The organism is Gaoshiqia sediminis (assembly GCF_025907915.1).
Classification (GTDB): domain Bacteria; phylum Bacteroidota; class Bacteroidia; order Bacteroidales; family Prolixibacteraceae; genus Gaoshiqia; species Gaoshiqia sediminis.
The window spans coordinates 1-20009 of the sequence record NZ_JAPAAF010000049.1 but is presented as its reverse complement, the minus strand read 5'-3'; the positions used below and the strand labels follow the sequence as shown (position 1 = coordinate 20009).

The 20009-nt window shown below is 44.4% G+C and carries 20 protein-coding genes; all 20 read right to left on the bottom strand.

Annotated features, from left to right (window positions below):
* Positions 1-219 precede the first annotated feature (219 nt).
* Positions 220-1179: an MraY family glycosyltransferase gene (locus N2K84_RS18620; RefSeq protein WP_282593344.1), complete on the bottom strand. Its 960-nt coding sequence runs from the start codon at positions 1177-1179 to the stop codon at positions 220-222.
* Between the two features lie 576 nt (positions 1180-1755).
* Positions 1756-2220 (bottom strand): IS200/IS605 family transposase, encoded by a 465-nt coding sequence (gene tnpA, locus N2K84_RS18615; RefSeq protein WP_282593343.1) that lies wholly within the window; start codon positions 2218-2220, stop codon positions 1756-1758.
* 615 nt (positions 2221-2835) lie between these two features.
* On the bottom strand, positions 2836-3771 hold the full coding sequence (locus tag N2K84_RS18610) for an NAD-dependent epimerase/dehydratase family protein (RefSeq protein WP_282593342.1): 936 nt from the start codon (positions 3769-3771) through the stop codon (positions 2836-2838).
* 542 nt (positions 3772-4313) lie between these two features.
* Entirely contained in the window at positions 4314-4538 is a 225-nt protein-coding gene (locus N2K84_RS18605) for a hypothetical protein (RefSeq protein WP_282593341.1), read from the bottom strand.
* Positions 4539-4606: 68 nt separating this feature from the next.
* Entirely contained in the window at positions 4607-4981 is a 375-nt protein-coding gene (locus tag N2K84_RS18600) for a type II toxin-antitoxin system VapC family toxin (RefSeq protein WP_282593340.1), read from the bottom strand.
* Complete coding sequence (locus N2K84_RS18595) at positions 4959-5186, bottom strand: hypothetical protein (protein ID WP_282593339.1); 228 nt, start codon at positions 5184-5186, stop codon at positions 4959-4961. Before N2K84_RS18595 ends, N2K84_RS18600 begins: the two co-directional genes overlap by 23 nt.
* Before the next feature lie 151 nt (positions 5187-5337).
* Positions 5338-5976, bottom strand: a complete 639-nt coding sequence (locus N2K84_RS18590) for a nucleotidyl transferase AbiEii/AbiGii toxin family protein (RefSeq protein WP_282593338.1) — start codon at positions 5974-5976, stop codon at positions 5338-5340.
* Entirely contained in the window at positions 5931-6242 is a 312-nt protein-coding gene (locus N2K84_RS20600) for a DUF6922 domain-containing protein (RefSeq protein WP_428222002.1), read from the bottom strand. Before N2K84_RS20600 ends, N2K84_RS18590 begins: the two co-directional genes overlap by 46 nt.
* 744 nt (positions 6243-6986) lie before the next feature.
* On the bottom strand, positions 6987-7886 hold the full coding sequence (locus N2K84_RS18585; RefSeq protein ID WP_282593337.1) for an NAD-dependent epimerase/dehydratase family protein: 900 nt from the start codon (positions 7884-7886) through the stop codon (positions 6987-6989).
* Entirely contained in the window at positions 7879-8628 is a 750-nt protein-coding gene (locus tag N2K84_RS18580; protein WP_282593336.1) for a glycosyltransferase family 2 protein, read from the bottom strand. The genes N2K84_RS18585 and N2K84_RS18580 overlap by 8 nt, the downstream gene beginning before the upstream one ends.
* Before the next feature lie 79 nt (positions 8629-8707).
* Complete coding sequence (locus tag N2K84_RS18575) at positions 8708-9493, bottom strand: glycosyltransferase (RefSeq protein ID WP_282593335.1); 786 nt, start codon at positions 9491-9493, stop codon at positions 8708-8710.
* Between the two features lie 30 nt (positions 9494-9523).
* Entirely contained in the window at positions 9524-10624 is a 1101-nt protein-coding gene (locus tag N2K84_RS18570) for a glycosyltransferase WbsX family protein (protein WP_282593334.1), read from the bottom strand.
* Positions 10625-10627: 3 nt separating this feature from the next.
* Positions 10628-11818, bottom strand: coding sequence for an O-antigen polymerase (locus N2K84_RS18565; RefSeq protein WP_282593333.1), 1191 nt, complete (start codon positions 11816-11818; stop codon positions 10628-10630).
* A 38-nt stretch (positions 11819-11856) separates the two neighbouring features.
* Positions 11857-12489 (bottom strand): acyltransferase, encoded by a 633-nt coding sequence (locus N2K84_RS18560; protein ID WP_282593332.1) that lies wholly within the window; start codon positions 12487-12489, stop codon positions 11857-11859.
* A 2-nt stretch (positions 12490-12491) separates the two neighbouring features.
* A complete protein-coding gene (locus N2K84_RS18555) occupies positions 12492-13517 on the bottom strand; it encodes a glycosyltransferase family 2 protein (RefSeq protein WP_282593331.1) in 1026 nt (341 codons plus the stop codon).
* An 11-nt stretch (positions 13518-13528) separates the two neighbouring features.
* Positions 13529-14485, bottom strand: a complete 957-nt coding sequence (locus N2K84_RS18550) for a glycosyltransferase (RefSeq protein WP_282593330.1) — start codon at positions 14483-14485, stop codon at positions 13529-13531.
* A gap of 2 nt (positions 14486-14487) precedes the next feature.
* Positions 14488-15597 (bottom strand): UDP-galactopyranose mutase, encoded by a 1110-nt coding sequence (gene glf / locus N2K84_RS18545; RefSeq protein ID WP_282593329.1) that lies wholly within the window; start codon positions 15595-15597, stop codon positions 14488-14490.
* Positions 15591-16850: a flippase gene (locus N2K84_RS18540; RefSeq protein WP_282593328.1), complete on the bottom strand. Its 1260-nt coding sequence runs from the start codon at positions 16848-16850 to the stop codon at positions 15591-15593. Before N2K84_RS18540 ends, glf begins: the two co-directional genes overlap by 7 nt.
* A 1464-nt stretch (positions 16851-18314) precedes the next feature.
* Entirely contained in the window at positions 18315-18560 is a 246-nt protein-coding gene (locus N2K84_RS18535; RefSeq protein ID WP_282593327.1) for a hypothetical protein, read from the bottom strand.
* A 222-nt stretch (positions 18561-18782) separates the two neighbouring features.
* On the bottom strand, positions 18783-19508 hold the full coding sequence (locus N2K84_RS18530; RefSeq protein ID WP_282593326.1) for a hypothetical protein: 726 nt from the start codon (positions 19506-19508) through the stop codon (positions 18783-18785).
* Between the last annotated feature and the right edge of the window lie 501 nt (positions 19509-20009).

Here is a 20009-nt window from a genome sequence, read left to right as displayed (position 1 = left end):
ACAGTTGAACTCCTCCGGAGTTCCGGGGAAAGCCCGTTATCTGCCGCCAGTTACACTGGCGGTGATGAATCGTGTCATCCCTTCGGGATGGAGGCGTTGCACCAGTCATTAGGACGCGAATGAGGCTAATAGTTTATGATTGTCGTCCGTCAAAGCCGGACAAGCTGTCGTTCCTCCGTTTCACTACGGCTCTTCGCCATAACGCCACTGGAAAGGCCGTTACCCCCTTGCCCGGTGCAGCGCAAAGTACTTCCGCATAAACAGCACATAGCCCAGGGCCAGCAGGCTGGTTACCGCTGCCAGGTACCACAGCCGCCATTCGGGAAGGGCCACCAGAAACCCCAGGGTAACCAGCCCCTGCAGAAGCATGTACAGGGCCGACACTTGCAGGTGGGGCACCTTCAGCTCGTTGGCCATGATCTGGTAGGCGTGTTTGCGGTGTGCCTCGAAGATGTTCTCCCCAAGGATCAGGCGGTGGATGATCGTCAGCACACTGTCGATGCCATAGATGGACAGCAGGGCGATGTAGCTCAGGTCGCCGGTTTGGAGCATAAGCCGCCCCAGCGCAAAAAGGATGATGAAGGCGATACTCACCGAGCCCACATCACCGGCAAAGCAGCGGGCCTTGCGCCGGAAGTTGAAGAAGTTGAACACCAGCACCGACAGCATCACCGTGTAGAGGAAAGCCTGATCGGTAAACGGGTGCATCCGCGTGTTGATCCACGCCAGGGCGCCCAGCACCATCAGGCTGTAGCCTCCCGTGATGCCGTTGATGCCGTCCATGAAGTTGTACGCGTTGATGATGCCCGTGCAAAACACCAGGGCCAGGGCCACGTACCACCAGGGGAAGCCGGTAAACAACCCCCACTCGGCAAACAACAGCAACATGGCTGTAAAGTGAACCACCAGTCGCAGGCGGTTGGGCACAGGCCGGATGTCGTCGGCCAGGGAGATGAGCGCAATGAGCGACAGCCCGGTGAGGAACCAGGGATACGGCCCGTCGAACCAAAGGCTGTAGAGCAGGGCGCCCAGGTAGAAGACCACGCCCCCGCCCCGCAGCGTGATGTGTTTGTGCGAGCTGCGCTGGTTGGGCTTGTCGATGATGTTGAGCCGGTCGGCCAGACGAAAGTACGCCAGCTCGGCCAGCAGCAGGATGATGAAAAAGAGGGTATAGATCATGGGGATTGATTTACGTTTTTAATGGGACGCAGATGACGCGGATTTATTTTGATTTTATATGATTTTTTTGCAATTCAAATTCGAAACACCTAAACCGCTGCGCGGTAGGTGGGAAACGATCATTGGTCTTTTCTACAATACCGAAACCGCTACGCGGTAATCCGGGAAACATTTCAAATGTCCTTTTCTACCAAACCGGAACCGCTACGCGGTAATTTGGTGAAACACGATCATTTAATCTACAATACCGAAACCGCTACGCGGTATATTTAGGAAACATATCATTTTGTTCTACAATATCGGAACCGCTACGCGGTAATTTTTTGCCTTCATCGTTTTTCTACAATACCGAAACCCTACCATACCATAACCGCTACGCGGTAGGGTTTATTTCCATTTTGTTTACATCTACCATACCCTACAATACCTAAACCGCTACGCGGTATTTCTCCGTTGTTTTTCCTACCATACCGTAACCGCTACGCGGTAGGGTTTACCGCGTAGCGGTTATGGTGTTGTAGCTTCGGACAACCGCCATCCCCCCACCCATTACCGCGTAGCGGTTAAACATCTTCATTATTCGAAAAATTCAAAAAGATATTGATCTTCAAACGAGATTTCATATTTCTTCAAAAAATCCAGGTATTCTTCCCTGAATGTTTTCTTTTTATGATGTTCTTCCTGGTTCAGAATGTAATCATACACCTTTTCGATGTGTGACCTGCTGTAGGAAAAACCACCATACCCATGTTGCCATTGGAACTTTCCGGGTGTTAACCTGTTTTCATTGATGAAGAGCGATGACGCCCGTTTTATTTCCTTAACGGTATCTGAAACCGATAGATTTGGATTCATGCCAATAAACAGATGCACATGATCGGCTATACCGTTGACAATAATTGATTTGTGCCCCAAATTGGTGATAATGCCACTGATGTACTCGAAAACGCGGGGCCGGATGTTTTTTTGCAACAAACATTGCCTGTTCATGGGCGAAAACACCAATTGAATATAGATTTGGGTGAATGTTCCCGGTTTCATATGGTCTATTTTTTATTTGTTTTACAATACCGTAACCATCTACAATACCTTAACCGCTACGCGGTAGGAAGGAAACGATCATTGGTCTTTTCTACAATACCTAAACCGCTACGCGGTATTTTTCCGTTGTTTTTCCTACCATGTAACCCTACCATACCATAACCGCTACGCGGTAGGGTTTATTTCCATTTTGTTTACATCTACCATACCCTACAATACCTTAACCGCTACGCGGTATTTTTCCGTTGTTTTTTCTACCATACCGTAACCCTACAATACCGAAACCGCTACGCGGTATTTTTCCGTTGTTTTTTCTACCATACCCTACAATACCTTAACCGCTACGCGGTATTTGCGGAAAATACGATCATTCTATCCTACCATACCGTAACCCTATAATACCGAAACCGCTACGCGGTATTTTTCCGTTGTTTTTTCTACCATACCGTAACCCTACAATACCGAAACCGCTACGCGGTATTTTTCCGTTGTTTTTCCTACCATACCGTAACCCTACCATACCGTAACCGCTACGCGGTAGGGTTTACCGCGTAGCGGTTATAGTGTTGTAGCTTCAGATAACCACCATCCCCCCTTCCATTTACCGCGTAGCGGTTAAACATCAAACCCACGCAGCGTCTCCGCCAGGCCTTCGCGGGCCGAAACGGGCAGGTGGCTGATGCCCAGCGCCTGCTTGATGCGGGCGTTGCTCACCACATAGTTCTCCGTGAGCTTGTGCAGGCGCTCGGGGTTCAGCGGAAGATGAAGCCTCCCTCCCACCCGCGCCAGTGCGGTGATCCATCCGTTGGGCAGGTGCCAGATCCGGGCTTGCTGTCCCCGCGACTGCGCGATCAGGCTAATCAGTTCGTTGGTCGATAGCGGCTCATCGTCGGCCAGCTGGTAGGCGCCCCCGGGGATGGCTTCGTTTACCAGGCGGCCAATCACCCAGGCCAGGTTACCCACCGACAGGAACGAACGCCGGTTGTCGAAAGCCCCCAGCGGCCAGGGTAGCCCTTTGCTCACCAGGCGGTACAGCAGGTTCAGGTTGCCTTTGTTGCCCGGACCGTGTATCATGCACGGACGCAGGATATACAGCTGCTTGCCCTCGGGCAGCGAGGCCGCGTTCAGCAATTGTTCGGCGGCCAGCTTGGAGCGCCCGTAAGGGGTAAGCGGGTCGGGCGTATCGTCCTCGGTGAGGAAGGCCCCCGGAACCGTGTCGGCCACAGCCTTTACCGAGCTGAAGAAGATGAACTTCGTCGCCCCCGATTGCCGGAACCAGGCAAAGATCTTTTCGGTCAGGCCAGTGTTGATGTCGAAATAGGCCTGTTCGTTGGTGGTGTTGCGTGTGTCGTGGGCCTTGCCCGCCAGGTGGATGACGACGTCAACGGCGGGAAGGCTGCCGTTGTTCAGCGCTTCCCAGCCAAAGGTTTGCACCACGCCCTCGGTGGCGGGCGAAACCAGGTCGAGCCCGTACAGGGTATGTTCGGCCCGGAGCGCTTTCACCAGGTTGCTGCCCACAAAGCCGTGTATGCCGGTAATCAGGATGTTCATGTGTCAGTAATCAGTTTCAAGTTTCAGGTTTCAGGTTTCAAGTTTCAGGTTCCAAGTTTCAAGTTTCAAGTTTCAAATTCCAAATTCCAAATTTCAAGTTCCAGGTTCCCGTCATTGCGAGCGGAATGCAATGGAGCAGCTTGCCCGGCCACTGACGGGCGGCAATCTGTTAGCTGGGTCCGTCATTGCGAGCGTAGCGAAGCAATCTGTGTCCAAATGTGCCGCCCTGTCCGTTACGTTTTCCCGGTTCGATACAGATTGCCACGTCGCCTCCGTTGCACTACGGCTCCTCGCAATGACGCCGCAAGAAACGTCCTCGCAATGACGGAGCTTTTTTGAGGGAGCGGATTTATTTTGATTGTTTAGGATTGCCTTGCCACGAGCTCAATTATGCAATGATTTGGTTGATCCGTTGAATTAATTCCTGGTATTTGGCGATTTTGAGGCTTGATACTTTGCCTTTGATTAACCTTTGCTCAAGGACAAATATTTATTACTAGTGAATGGAACCGGGATAATAACAATATCGCCTTTCTCAAAATTCATTTCCGGGCATTTTTAAGTTTTTCGCTACTCCAGGTATCCCAAATTTCATCTTCTTCGCTGTCCCATTCTTTTAGAAGCGAACTTTCAGACATAACAGCAAAAGGCACTTCTTCGTCGTCTTCTACGATCTCAATACTTTTTACATCACTAAGCTTCGACAGCAGTTTCTTAAGAAAAATCCCGGATTGTTTGCTTTTAGGTGTGATGATGATGCTTTTCATGTTTGCTTATTTTTATCAAAGATAGATGAAAATACCTTAGTCTTCCAAGCTCCTTTTTTATTCTCTACTCACTGGCAAAGTTGGTTGATCTTTTTATCGAATGAATGAATCACGGCTCCGTTCTCGCGATGGTAAGCGATCAACATGCAATCTACAAAATCGATTTTTCGGTCCCGATACACTTCCAGGGCTGTCCGGATGACCGGTTTATCAATCGTTGCAACATTCGGGTAGGCCATTAGAAGATCGAGCGCCTGATGGATCTTCGTGCGTGGAGCCTGATAAACCTTCTCCAACACATAAACCACTTCGGCACACACCTCAAAAGGAATAAAGACCTCGTGATTTTCCAGCACTTCCTTCGATTGCACAAAATGTTGTTCCTGATCCTGAAGCAGGTATCTCAGGATAAAATTGGCATCAATGATTTCTGTGCTTTTCATCAGCAATAATCCCCCAGGCTTTTTTCTCGCTGTTTCGTTTCCTCTGATCTGCAAACTGAGCCAATATACCGCCGGCCTTTTTCTCCGAAACGGTATCAGCACTTTCGGAAACAGTGATTTCAACCTGTTTCCCTATAAATTCCTTCAATTCTGCAATCCGCAGTTGAGAAGAGGTTATTTTCCGTTTAATTTTTATCGTATGCATGGGTGTCGCCTTTATTTTACCAAAGATAGAAATTTTACGCCAATCCCGGAGCTCAGAAAATAGGACGCAGATTGCTTTCCGTCAAAGCCGGACAGGCTGTCGCCTTCGTTGCAGATTTTAAAACCGGGCAGCAAGGTCAGGATGGCATCCGTCAGTGGCCGGACTGACCAGCCCGGGAGTCCAGGTAATTTTTCGTCTCCGTAATTACTCTCCGCTTCACAGCGGCCCAATCCATTTTTTTTAGCATTACCGGCGCTTGTTCACCTTCGGCATCTTCAAAATAAGTCAGGCTCTTCAATACCATGAACTCTGAACCATCCGGAAATTTTTGGCGATAAAACCGAAGCATGTTTTCCAACGAAAACTCGTCGAGTAACGCGACAATATCGATGAAGTCCTTTTTAGTCCCCCGACCGGTAATGGCTGCCATTTTCATGGCTGCTATATCGCTCCTGGCCGCCAACCGGATACCGTCGATGGTTTGGCAGGGCTGGAGCCAGGCGTAAGGATAATTGACAAAATCGACCTTGATTTGATTGATGAGAAACGTCTTAATGTTGATTGTCCTGTTGATTAACCGAACCGACTCGAACGGCTTGAGGACGGTTGTGTATTGGTAATCATCCAGATCAACTTGTCCGAACAAATCCAGGTCGATTGATTTCCGATGCCCGATCTGCAACGCCAGGGATGTTCCTCCCACCAGGTTTACACCGCTGAACTCCGGGATTTGCATGATCCGTTTTAAAAGTTCCAGTGTGGGGGGATCGATTGTTTCCAGGTGTAGCATTTGAATTCGTTTAATGTTGATCCGGACAAGTGCGCAATAAAATGGACCGACCGATCGTCCAGGTCCCGAATTTGTTTAGCCTCGGCGGTAATTTTTTCCAACCCGAAATGTTTATAAAGAAAAAGCCAGTCACTGATTAAACCATATTGTAACACCCTGCCCACCAAAAAGTGGAAGTCTTTTTGTATATCCAGGCCCCTGGGGTCGATATCCCAAAACAAATGAGGGGACAAATCAAGAACCGATAAGGTGTTTTGCTGCGTCATCGTATTATCTGTATCACTACAAAAGTAACCAATTAAAATCAATGATCTCCTGCCAGCGCAAATTTGCTTTCCGTCAAAGCCGGACAGGCTGTCGTGCCTCCTCGCAATGACGGTACTTGCCGGTTGCGCCGCCGGGTGGCGTGGTTTTTAACCGCGCATTGTTTTTCAGGACGTTTCCACGGGCTGAAGGCCCAACTTAATTCAGCCCAATGCACAGCGTAGCGACGCGTTGTGATAACCGGGTGTGTTGTGTTTCGGCGCCCTGAAAGGGCAATTTAATCGTTCTCATTTTTAACCTGCCCTTTCAGGGCGTATCCATACACGTGTTATTCCATTTCCCCAAGGCGTTGCCGTTGGGCTGAAATAACCTGCCCTTTCAGGACGAAACCTGGCGGTTAAACTTCCCCCACCTCAATTACTTTCGTATCCTCCCAGTTGATGCGGCGGTCGGCTTGCAGCAGGCTCATGGTCCCGAACTCGTTCACCCACTGATTCAAGTTTCAAGTTCCAAGTTCCAAGTTCCAAGTTCCAAGTTTCAAGTTCCGGGTTTCAAGTTCCGGGTTGGCGGGTATCGCTTGCGTCGGTGAGTGGACTGACCGGTCCGAAGAAAACAGTTCGTGTCAGTACTCCGTTTTATTTTCCCACTTTTTGGTGAGGTAAAAGAATACCTGAAGGGCAATGAAGCCAAGCAGGAGAATTCCGGCAACCAGGCCTGCGATGATTAAAATCGTGTTCATATGATTTTTAGCTAATTTTAAAATGATCCAATACATTCAAAGGGTCCCAGCCCAATTCGCGCCGGGCTTTTTCGTTCGAGAAAGTCAGCGACTGCGTAATCTTATCGAGCTTCGGTGAGTTAATGGGCGCTTTCGCCCCCAGGAGATCGCCAACCAGCGCCAGCATTTTTGCGAATACATAGGGGATATTTACCGGGCGTGATTTCCCGAGTTGGGCGGCAATCAGTTGTTCCAGTTCGCCAAAGCTGGGATGCACCGAGTCGCAAACATTGTAAACGCCGCCTTTTTCCATCACCAGAGGAACCAAACGGGCTATGTCCCCGGCCATCAGCACACTTTTGCGGGCTTTGCTGCCGCCAATGCCAACATATCGTCCGGTTTCTATTCCACGGATCATGGCGCCCAGGTTTCCGGGCGGGTTTTTACCGGCAATGAGCGACGGACGCAACACGGTTAGGATAACCCCGTTCGTACGGCACCAATCGGTTAAAAACCGCTCAGCTTCTATTTTGCTTTTGGCGTAAGGACTGTCGCCGTTCAAGGGGTGTGTTTCCTCGATGTTTTCGCCCTGCTCCGTGCCATACACCGCTACGGTGCTGATAAACACAAACGCTTTGGGCACACCCGACTGTTCCAAACCGGCACACAGGTTTTTGGTACCTTGCAGGTTGATCTCGAAAAACTGCTTTTCTTCTTCCGGTGTTTTGGGCACTACATGCGCTTTTCCGGCAGCATGGAGCACAACCGGATAAGAAGTTGGCAACACCGGCACTTCGCGGCTTAAATCGCAAACCACATCGCTACCCGCCAAACCCAGCGTAGTAACTTTAAAACCGTGTTGTTGCAATACCGGAAGGGTGTTCTCCCCCAGAAATCCGGTGGCCCCGGTAAACAGGATGTTATTCATCTTTGTATTGAAATAGTTTGGGAACAATGCGGTAAAACGGATATAGCACCGGGTTTACCGGCAGGTTATTGACTCGAAATGCTTTGATGCATTCGATGTTTTGTTTGTAGATGTTGCCCAGGCTTTTGTTGGTGGCCCCGCCCAATCGCATTTTTACAAACCGCTCGGGCAGGTAGTGTGTTTTAATGCGGTGCTTCTCCAGAAAGCGAAGCATAATTTCGAAATCGGCAGCCAGCTTTAGATCCAGATTGAATAAGCCATACGCGTTGTACACGCTCTTTTTAAGATACAAGGTTGGATGGGCCGGATGCCAGCCTTTCGAAAAAGGCTTCTTCTCCCCGCTTGTCCAACGGCGAACAATTTTATTGGTATCCTGTTGGTCCACATAGTACAAATCGGCGTAAACGGCATCGAGCGATGGGTCGGCTTCAAAAACACGCACCACTTTCGCCAGAGCCTCCGGGTCGCACAATAAATCATCCGAGTTGAGGATGCCCACCAGCTCGCCGCTTGCCAGCCCAATGCCCTTGTTCATGGCATCGTAAATGCCCTTGTCGGGTTCCGATACGATTTTTGACACCCGATTGGGCATCGACCGGATAACTTCCAGCGTGTTGTCTTTCGACGCTCCGTCGATAATGATGTGCTCAATATCGGGGTGGGTTTGATCTTGAACCGATGCAATACAGGTGGCTAGCGTAGCGGCACTGTTGTATGTGGCGGTGATAAGGGAGAATTTCATGGATATTGTTTATTGAGGACAATGCTTGCCATTGCTGCTATTGTTTTCTTGGACTTTTTTCTTTTGATTTAACCAAGGGCTAAACGGCATTATTCCATTTTTCAAATAACTTCCACATGAGCCCATACAATTTAGGTGTATGATCAAAGGCGTGCATTGTCAGAAAACGCTTAACGTATTTCAAGGAAGCACTGACTCGGTTATTTTTTACAATTGTACGATGTATAATATACCCTTCCTTTAGTAATAGCTTTCTATTTTCTTGAGAAACACCACCAAGTTTAAAAATACAAACAGGGAAATTCAGTGTCACGTAATCTTGTACGCCATCAAAGAAGATACGAGCAGTAAAAGCATAATCACCGCAGATGCGATATTCTAAAGGATACCTATAAGTTTCAAATAATGTAGTGTTGTAAAATATAGCTTGGTGAGAAGTTGGTAGACTATGTTTCAAATAATCAAGTGATCTTGCTTTTTTAAAGAGCATATCTCCATCAATTGTTGAATCATAATTTGAACCGAAAGCAAATGAGCTGTTAGTCTTACTCAAAATTCCAATGGCCTTTGAAATAGTGTTTTCATCAGCTAAAATATCCCCAGCATTAAGGAAAATTGAATATTTTCCTTTAGCATATGGAATTGCTTGATTCATGGCGTCATATATCGAAATGTCTTTCTTTCTGATGTAATCGACATCGTAAAGAGTTCGAATTTCTTCCACATATTTTTCAGTCCCATCTACACTTAAACCATCTTTTATAATCCATTGGAAATCCTTGTTTGTTTGTGATGCTAATGATTTAGCTGTTAATGCCAGATTGTCTAAATCATTGAGTGTTACTGTAATAATTGAGATTAACATTTCGCCTGTTTCAATTTTAAGAGTACTTTATTACTTCTTCGGTAAATCTGTTTCACTATTATGAATTACCTCTGCGAGGGCCTCAATATACCCTTTCCCATACTTCAAATCCGGTTCCATGTAATTACCTTCTCCCCATTCGTTCCATGATTTGATAAAGACGAGTTGTTGTTGTTTCGGCTTATTTTTTACCGTTCCCATTGCTTTTTGTGCTAACTTCTTAAAGAGTTCAGGCGTGGATCTGTGAAGGAGAATCGCATTGGCACCCGACCGGGGTGAATGATCCCAATTTGGAGCAATAACTGGAATAACATTGTCGTTTTTACAATCCTCCGTGATCATGTATTTTATTGCTTTCTTATATGAAAATATCGTCGGAACTTTAAACCATTTTCTGCCCAGCATTAGCAATACCTTTTTCAAAATATTGGCATGATGATGAATATTAAAAACATCATCATTATAAATGGCATCAATGCCCAATTGGAAAATTCTCTCTTTGTACCGGCTATCCGCATCACGACCAACAAAATAAAAATCATTTAATCCATGTTCCTTTGCGAGTCTTCTCCATGTTGATACGAACGAAGCGATTTCGGTCGAATCTAAGGGAGTATAGATGACAAAAATGAGCTTGTTATTTACCCGCATGTAGCGATTATCTTTAAATGCAGGTAACAAGGCATTGAAATGATCAATATAGTCCTGAACGCCGAGGTACTTTTGTTCAATTAGTAGGAAATCTTTACCTGGGCTATCCGGATCCCACAGTTTTTTGTACCACGAGTGGTTTGCCCATCCCAGGCAAAAAGGAAAATCAGGCTTACCAGAGGAGACAACCTCACGAAAAGGCATATCAAGCAATCGGTGTCCATTGCCAAACCAATAGTGCCAATAACAAAAACCTTCAATACCAGCTTCACGGGCTAAGTTAGCTTGAGCTTCTTTTATTTCCGGGAGGCGTAAATCGTAGAACCCCAAATCGGCAGGTATCCGGGGTTGATAGTGCCCGGGAAACAGTTTTTTTGCCTTTGCAACATTCGTCCACTCAGTAAACCCCTTTCCCCACCATTTATCATTCTCAGGTATCGGATGATATTGTGGTAAGTAAAATGCAATAAATCGTGCCATATTTTATTTTAAAATCTTTAAGAAACCATAAACCATAAAAGCAATAAACCAAGCTAATCCATAACCTCTCCCATAAACAAATACGCCCATGACCAAATAATCCAGGTAAAAAAGGTAAATGTATACATCCGCGATATCCAATACGCGTTTGTATCTGAAAATACTAATCATTGCCATAGGAAGAAATAAAGCAATCAAGAAGGTCCCAAATGGTCCAAAATCGAGGTACCAGGCACCAACAAAAGTAAAAAATGCTGTTCCGAAATGAGTGCCAAGTTCTGAATGCTTAATCCCACCGTAATGAGCCAAGCCCAATTTATCGTAAAACCAACCAAAAAAATGTTCTCCATTCAAATAGCTATGGATACTATCCGCGATACCATAATTAAAAGTCAGCATGGAATGTCCAAAATAGTAAATCAAAGATGATGTCTGATCATCTTGCCCAAATCGGGAAGCTGTAACTGCTAAAGAATAAATTAGAAAAAAAACTAACAGAACCCCCGCGAAAACGCCAACGATTTTTCGTATGGTTTTCGATATTTCTCTTCTAAAGATTATGTATCCTAAAAATGATGTGATTGCAAAACTTACCAACATTCCTCGGGAAGCTACATTTATTGCTGTTAAGAACACTGGCAGCGTTATTGAAATTGCTAAGATAATTAACCAAACGGGCCGCTTTTTATATAGGGTTAGAAAAAAGAACAGTAATATAATAGCAAGCGGTTTGAGATAGCTTACCAAGATCATGGCTATCCGTTCAACTTGGCTACTGTATAGCTGAATACCATCCTGGTATAATTCGTTTCGCAAGACGCTCCATTCTCCAGACCTAATGTTTTCAATAGCCTGAGGCAACAGGTAGTAAATTGCCATCAAAGAACAAATGATATAGAAATTGGCGAAATAAATGAGCACTTGTTGGTTGGTGACCAACAGTTTCTTGCGGATCAAGTCACTATCAAAAAAGTAGGGCCTGAAAAATAGCATGGAAATTGCAAAAAGATATAAAAACGGCCACAGTTGAAGATCCCATTCCCAAGGAGAGGCAGCATAGTTGAATACGCAGGCGATAGCGATAGCAGCATAGACTGACAACAGTACAAAGCCAGCGTCTATTTTTCGCCTTATCGACCAATAAAGCAGACTAGCACCCACATATAATATTGCGTTGAAAATAACTAAATCCATAGCTTAATTAAAGTACCCCCCGATGGCTCATTTACTATTTAATTGGGGCTCAGTGCCCATTTTTTTATAATTCTTGCCGGAGAGCCAGCAACTATACTATTTTCAGGGACATCTTTAGTGACGACTGCATTTGCTCCCACAATCGCACCAGCCCCAACTGTCACTCCCGGCAAAATAGTCGCTTTGTCTCCAATCCAAACCCTATCTTTTATTACAACCGGACCCTTAGAAAACACCTCCCGTTTGGAAGGATGTATGGAAAGCTCCTCCAGTTTATCACATCTGCCATGTGAGTTATCCGTAATTGTTATCTTTTTACCCAGGAGCACATCATTCCCGATAATAATTTTATTGGATGAAGTGATATGGCAATCATCACCAATGCTTACATGATTTCCAATTACTATTTCAGGAAAGTTTGGTAGTCCTCTATTCTCCCAGGCGGTTATGCAAGCCCGTTTGCCAACCCAAACATTACTTCCCAAAGTAATGTATTGTGCCCCAACCAGAGTAAATGGATAGTCAATTATAGTATTATTACCCGCAGATTTGAATAATTTGATATAATAACCTGTGTGCAAATGCCTTTTTATACCCCGCGCATATTTCAACGCTTTGAAGGAGAATAGCATATATAATAAAAATCCTAACGCTTGTAAAATCCTTTTCATTTTTATTTTAATTGTTTTAATAGCACTTTGAAGTACTTTAGATACCCAAATCTTAATACAATCAATAAATACAAGACTCCTTTTCGGAGTTTCAAATTTTGAATTCCAATAACAATCTTACTAATCAAATCCAAGCTTGTGGCAATGTTGCCTCGGAAGTATTTTTCGCAAAATACCAGGTAGTCTTGAACCTTTGTCTTGTCACCATCCATAACTAACCGCTCGAAATGGAGGACAATAAACTGTAGAAATTGCTTTTTTCGCTTTTTATAGTCTGCTCTTTTACTCAAACTATCCAAAGTTTTTGAAAAGAGGTAAATGGTCGAGCTGCATTTTTCAGGGCTAACAAAAGTAGAACACATACTACCTGTTGGCGGATTGACCCGATAATAATAATCGATTTCCTCCTGTCCGCTAAATTGGTGCTTTAACCCTTTTAAAATTCCCGGAACGATATAACTAAAATCCGTGTATATTTTCACCTTTTCATCCCAACGGATGTCCTCTAAAGCTGTTCTTTTATAGATATTATTCCAGGTCGAAAATGGATAATCGGCACTTAAAAAGCGTTTCAATAAATCAATATCATCCTGATCGGCACCGTACAAACGCCCCTTATCGTGGAATGAGGGTAATTTATCGGGATCGGTAAACGCCATCGCGGGGAAAGATGCATAGTCGATTGTTGGATGGTTATCCATAAACTTCACTCGATTTTCGAAGCAGGTATCCGATATTAAATCATCGGCATCGAAATGAATGATATACTTGCCAGTGGCCATGTCAAAACCAATATTTCGGCAAGTGGCTGAACCTTTCGGCTCCTGCGACCGGACTATGAGCTTAATCCGCTTGTCGGTTTGTTCAAATCCTCTAACGATCGATGGTGTAGCATCAGTGGATTGATCGTCAACAACAATCAATTCCCAGTCCTCGAATGTCTGTCGCCTGATACATTCAATCAATACAGCCAACAATGAACCGTTGTTGAAGCAGGGGATTATTATGGATAATTTTGGATAAAACATATCGAATAACTTCAACTCTTATATTGATTCAACTTTCCATCCGCATAACTATTGACAAACTTCACCAACTCCCTTATGCGAAATAATTTTAGGAAATATAGACAGTACAATATTGCAGTGACCCAGAAATCTTTCCTTCCACTATACTTCCAATTTATATAGCCTATATTCCTATAATAATACTGAGAAAAATGATTTGGTTTTAGGAGTACCCGGTATCTAGAAGTGAATGGAAATACGTTACCGTAATCTGATTTGCTCGGAGGATGATAATGGATACTATTAATTACCGTTGCAATGGTTATTTTACTTGTATTCGCTCTTTTAAAATATTCATTCTCATCGCCCCAAATAAACATTTCTCTTTTAATGAAGCCAATTCTTTCTGGCACACTTCGTCTTATGAGTGTCCCGTTAAAAGGATTAATTTCATTTGTAATTACGTCTTTTTCTACTATTTCTTTTTTATATTTATAATTTTTCAAACCGAATGCTAACTTATCTGTCTCATTTATGTCAACAACTAAGGCATTGGCAAAATCTATTCGATGAGTGTTTGAAGATAATAATAAATGCTCAAGTTGCTTTTGATCAGCCATACCATCATCATCCATCATCCAAATCCAGTCATAACCTGTGTCATATGCCTGTTTCATTCCTTCATAAAATCCACCGGCTCCACCATCATTTTCAAACTTTCGGATATAATTTATCCTAATTTGGATTTGATGATTACCTGCCCAGGTAATGTTATGTGAAATCACCTGATTGCTAGTTGAATTAATATCTGGCAATTGATCAATATACCCTTTTTCAACTAGTAACTCGGGTGTCCCATCTGTAGATTTGTTATCAATGATATAAATGGCATCAGGTTTACGGGTTTGATTTCGTAATGCTTCCAAGCATACTATTAATAAATCCTTACGATTGTATGTAACGACAATGGCAGCAACTGTGTCACTCATGATTATTCAGTTATTTGGGTTACTTTTCTCAACGCTTTCTCAATCACCTGATGCATATCGTAATATTTGTATTCTGCCAATCTTCCACCAAAAACAATATCGGCTTGTGATTGCGCCAACTCTTGATATTGTGCCAATAGTGCTTGATTTATACTATCATTAACCGGGTAATACGGTTCGTCATTCTTTGATAACTCGTGTGGGTATTCACGAGTAATGTAGGTTTTTTCCTGAGCTCCAAATTCAAAATGCTTGTGTTCAATGATCCGGGTATAAGGGACTTCGCGTTCCGTATAATTCACCACTGCATTACCCTGATAATTGGGAGTATCCAGCAATTCGTTTTCAAAATGCAAGCTGCGGTATTCCAATTTGCCAAATCGATAATCAAAAAACTCATCAATTTTGCCGGTATAGACAATTTTATGAGCCAATTGATCCAGTTCTGCTTTGTATTTAAAATAGTTCGTTTTGGTTCTCACTTCAATTCCTTCAAGCAACTTTTCTACCAGTTTGGTATAGCCCCCAATTGGGATTCCCTGATAGGTGTCGTTAAAGTAATTGTTATCGAAGGTAAACCGAAAAGGTAGCCGACGAATTATAAATGCAGGTAACTCCTTTGCCGGGCGGCCCCATTGTTTTTCAGTATAGCCTTTTATCAGCTTTTCGTAAATGTCTTTCCCGCCTAAAACCAAGGCTTGTTCTTCAAGATTTTTCGGTTCTGTAATATGTGCGTATTCCGCTCGTTGTTCATCAATCTTTGCTTGTGCTTCTTGTGGTGTTTTTACTCCCCATAGTTGGTAAAAGGTATTCATGTTAAAAGGGAGGTTGTATAAGTTCCCCTTGTAGTTGGCTACTGGCGAGTTAGTAAAGCGATTGAATTCGACAAACGAGTTCACATAGTCCCATACCTCCTTGTTGCTGGTATGGAAAATGTGCGCCCCATATTTGTGAACGTTTATTCCCTCAACATTTTCCGTATAAATGTTACCGGCAATGTGATTGCGTTTGTCGATCACCAAACACTTTTTCCCTCTTTTCGTGGCTTCATGGGCAAATACCGCCCCGTATAAGCCAGCGCCAACAATTAAATAATCATAAGCCCTTACCATAGTTTGTATCTTTTGCAATGTTGATACATTATTAAGGTTACAAATAATTCGGTCGTAACGGTAATAATGGACATGCTGTATATTGTAATCAAATTAAATAGCCATAAAATGGCGAATTGTAATAGATAGATCATCCCGGATGATAGAATGATTTGACTAAACCGTTTAGAATAACCAAATGGAATTAATAACTGAATGCCAAAGATATTACTCATGGCAATGACGGGTATCGTCAGTACAAGAATATTTAATACCCAAATAGCATTCATCATTTGCTGGCCTCCCAATATAATCACAATGTATTTCGAAAATAATATGGTACCAATCATTAATCCGATATTAAGGATAATGGATAATCGGAAAGCCTTTTTTACAAACTCAATATTTTTGTCTTTGTTGATTTTAGGGAAAAGTGTTTGACTTAGCATACTTTGAGGTATTTTAAGTAAATTGGTTACTTTCTCCCCCATATCATAGTATGCAACTTCAGCCATTCCCAAAAATGCTCCAACAATCACTTTATTGGTACTTACATATAACCGGATAGAAACATTGGAAACAAAAATGGGTACGGAATCCAGAAGCAATCTTTTCAAGATGGTATAAGAGCAGAAATGAAATTTCACCCCTCTGGGGCCAAACACAATAACGAGAGAAATTACTCCGGCAACGATTGCCCCAATGCCATTAACGATAGGTAAGAATAAATAGTCTTCGGGAGCATGTATCAGCACAAATATTAATCCTATTGATACAAACCGGCTTACCAATGTGATGTAGGTGATATACTTCATTTGCTCAATGCCCTGAAAATACCACATGGGAAAAATGACATCATATAAGCAAGCCCACATACAAAGAATAAATAGAGGTTCATATCCTTTGGCTTGAGGAATATAAAATAAGAGTATGCCTAGAATGAGAAATGAGAGAATGAAAAGACCACTTTTTAGAATGATAACACCACTTACAATTTCGCTTACCTTCTTTTTATCATCCCGGTGAATGCTAATTTCTTTTGTCGCTGAAATATTAAATCCAAAACCTACTAATATCACCAGATATCCAATAATCGCTTGGGCAAATACTACCAATCCGTAGGTTTCTTTTCCAAGTACCCGTATGAGATACGGATAGGTAATTAACGGCAAAAGCAAATTAAAAATCTGCAAAGCCGATAAATAGGAGAAATTCTGGACTAAGGTTTTATTCCTGCTAAGTCCTTCTTTTATTTTGTGATAATGCTGCTTCAAATCAAAGTTGTTTTGCAGGTAATTTTTTGTTTGGCTCCGTGCTATTCATCAATCAGATAAGATTGTATCTGGTTCCTGTTTATCGCGCCGCAAAAATAACCCTTTTGATGGAAGAATGGGACGCAGACGTTTTGAAATGATGATTTATTATTGATGATTGATGAATGGCGGCAAGCTACTGGCGGCTGGCGGCTTATTTATGGCTACGCCAGCTCAGTCACAAGCACGGAGCTGTCTGGTTACTAGTTGCTTTTGATATTAAGCTGGTTGGCCATGATGAACCAAATTTCAGAACCGCAAAAATACCCCTATCCATTTAGTTGAATGTTAACGAAATATGAAATTCAGTTTTGAATGATGAATGATAAAAATGAACTGGACGGTTGGAAGATTAGCATATCAGAATCTTGAAGATTAGAATGGCGGCAGCGTTTTCGCGTTTTCGCTAAGAAATAGGACGCAGATGACGCGGATGATATATGATTGTTTATGATTTCATGTTTCGCTTTGCTTCAACCTATTCTTTCAACGATCCACGCTGATTGGGCCCTGCGGGCTTTCCTGTGACTGCGAATGTAAACTGTAACTTGTTACTCGCTACTCGTGTCCCGCTACTCGCGTCTGTTTTCATGGCTTCGCCAGCTCAGTCACAGGCACGGAGCTGTCTGGTTACTAGTTGCTTTTGGTATTAAGTTGATTGGCCATGATGAACCAAATTTCAGAACCGCAAAAATACCCCTATCCATTTAGTTGAATGTTAACGAAATATGAAATTCTGTTTTGAATGATGAATGATAAAAATGAACTGGACGGTTGGAAGATTAGCATATCAGAATCTTGAAGATTAGAATGGCGGCAGCGTGTTCGCATTTTCGCTAAGAAATAGGACGCAGATGACGCGGACGTTTTGATTGATGATTTATTATTGATGATTGATGAATGACGGCAGCGTGGGCGCGTTGTCGTGTCGGGCAGCGCAACCTGTCAGCGTGCGTAGCTCCTGACAGCGTTTAAAAGAATAGGACACAGATGACACAGATGTAATATGATTGTTTATGATTTAATATTTTTCGCTTTGCTCTAACCCATTCGCCATGACGGTTGGAGTTGTTCGCGATAGATTGCTTTCCGTCAAAGGCCGGACAAGTTCCGTCTAAGCCGGACAAGCTGTCCTTCGTCCTCGCAATGACGGTCATAGCTGGGGTTTGGCGGTCGTGTCGGGCGGCGCACCCTTTCAGGTTTTCCTGTCCTGAAAGGTTTAAACGCTATTTAAACAGCGTTTTTCCGTGCGGCGCAACCAGGTTCACATTTCAATCGGGGTTTCCGGTGCGCCTTCCAAACCAACCTACCGCCAACCACCGGGTTGCACCCGGCGTTATTCATATTTAACCCTTTCAGGGTTTTTCTTCGCGGCTTCCCTGCGTTCTTTGCGTTAAAAAAAAATTATTGATGAATGACGGCTGGTTACGTCTTATGTGTTCTTATGTGCCTTATGTGGTTCAGAGACTTTTCGAGAACCAAGTTTGTGCTTTCGCGAAGCGTGTTAGCCTTTTCGCGGAGCGTGTTAGCCTTTTCGCGGAGCGTGTTAGCCTTTTCGCGAAGCGTGTAAGCCTTTTCGCGAAGCAAGTTTGTGTTTTCGCGAAGCGTGTCAGCCTTTTCGCGGAGCGTGTTAGCCTTTTCGCGGAGCGTGTAAGCCTTTTCGCGAAGCAAGTTTGTGTTTTCGCGAAGCGTGTCAGCCTTTTTGGGGAGCGTGTCAGCCTTTTTGGGGAAGACCGCGCGGCGATTCGTTTATCGGTTCAAAACCCGGAAGCTGGTGAAGCTCCCGGGCTGGTATGCTTTTATTCAAAATGGCGTATCCGGTATTGGGCGACGGGTCGCTTGCCTACCGCAGAGAGGATTAGGCGCTGTTTCACCGGTGGTTGTTGTCCGGCGCTACTCGTCGGCTACGGTTTCTTCTTCTTGCTTTTTGGCCTGGTTGCCCACTTCCTTTTTCAGGGCCGAGAAGGTGTAATCGGGCACCTTCGCCGGGCTGTCGTTCTTGTAGAGGGCCTTACCGGTTTTGCAGATGCGTTTCAACTCGGTATAGAGGTCATTGAGCAGGTCGATGTTGTCGAGCACCAGTTGGCGGCGGTTGCTCACGATGGTGTACTGCTGCTGGTTGTCGGCCTGGATCTGGGGCAGGGTGGCGGTGAGCAAATCGATTTGCTCCTGGCTGAGTCCCTGGGCCATGAGGGCGTCGCGGTAGCGTGCCACATTGTGGTTCACCAGCCTCATCAGGTCGAGCAGCTTCTCGGCATCGCGCCCGTGAGCGGCCTTGCGCGCCTGCACAATACCAAAGTCGTTGGCGCTGATCCCGATGCTTTCGATGGCCATCTCCAGGTACAGTTCGAGCTTGTTCAGGGGCTGAACGAGCATCTTCATGTTCGCATAGAGGGTTTTGGTGAGGCGTTTCAGCAGGGCGGTCTCCTCCTCGGGGGCCACCACCGCTGCTACCGCGTCGATCTGACTTTGCAGACCGGCAGCGTAATCGGCATTGTACTTGGGCGAAAAGGCCGTGAAATCGGCCAGATCGCGGTTAAAACTGGCGAGGATAAACCCGGCCAGGATGGGAAGTTCCTCGTCTTTGCAATTAAAATTGCGTTGATTTGATTGAGACATACGTCTTAATTTAAAGGTAATGGTGGTTTTTTGAATAAAAGATTCCTCAAGTTACCACTACCTTTTTAAAAAGTCAATCTGTTTTACAAAAAAAATAACAAGAAGAATAGGACACGGATGACGCGGACGTTTTGATTGATGAATGATGAATGATGATTGATGAATGACGGCTGGCGGCTGGTTACTGGCGGCTGGCTACTCGCGACTCATATCTCACTACTCGCTACTAATAAACGATCCACGCTGATTGGGCCCTGCGGGCAAAAGAATAGGACGCAGACGTTTGGATTGATGAATGATGAATGTTGATTGATGAATGACGGCCAGCGTGGGCGCGTTGTCGTGTCGGGCAGCGCAACCTGTCAGCGTGCGTAGCTCCTGACAGCGTTAAAAAGAATAGGACGCTGATGACGCTGATGTAATATGATGTTTATGAATTATGTTTTTCGCTTTGCACTGGCTTGTTCTTTCACCGATTCACGCGGATTGGGCCCTGCGGGC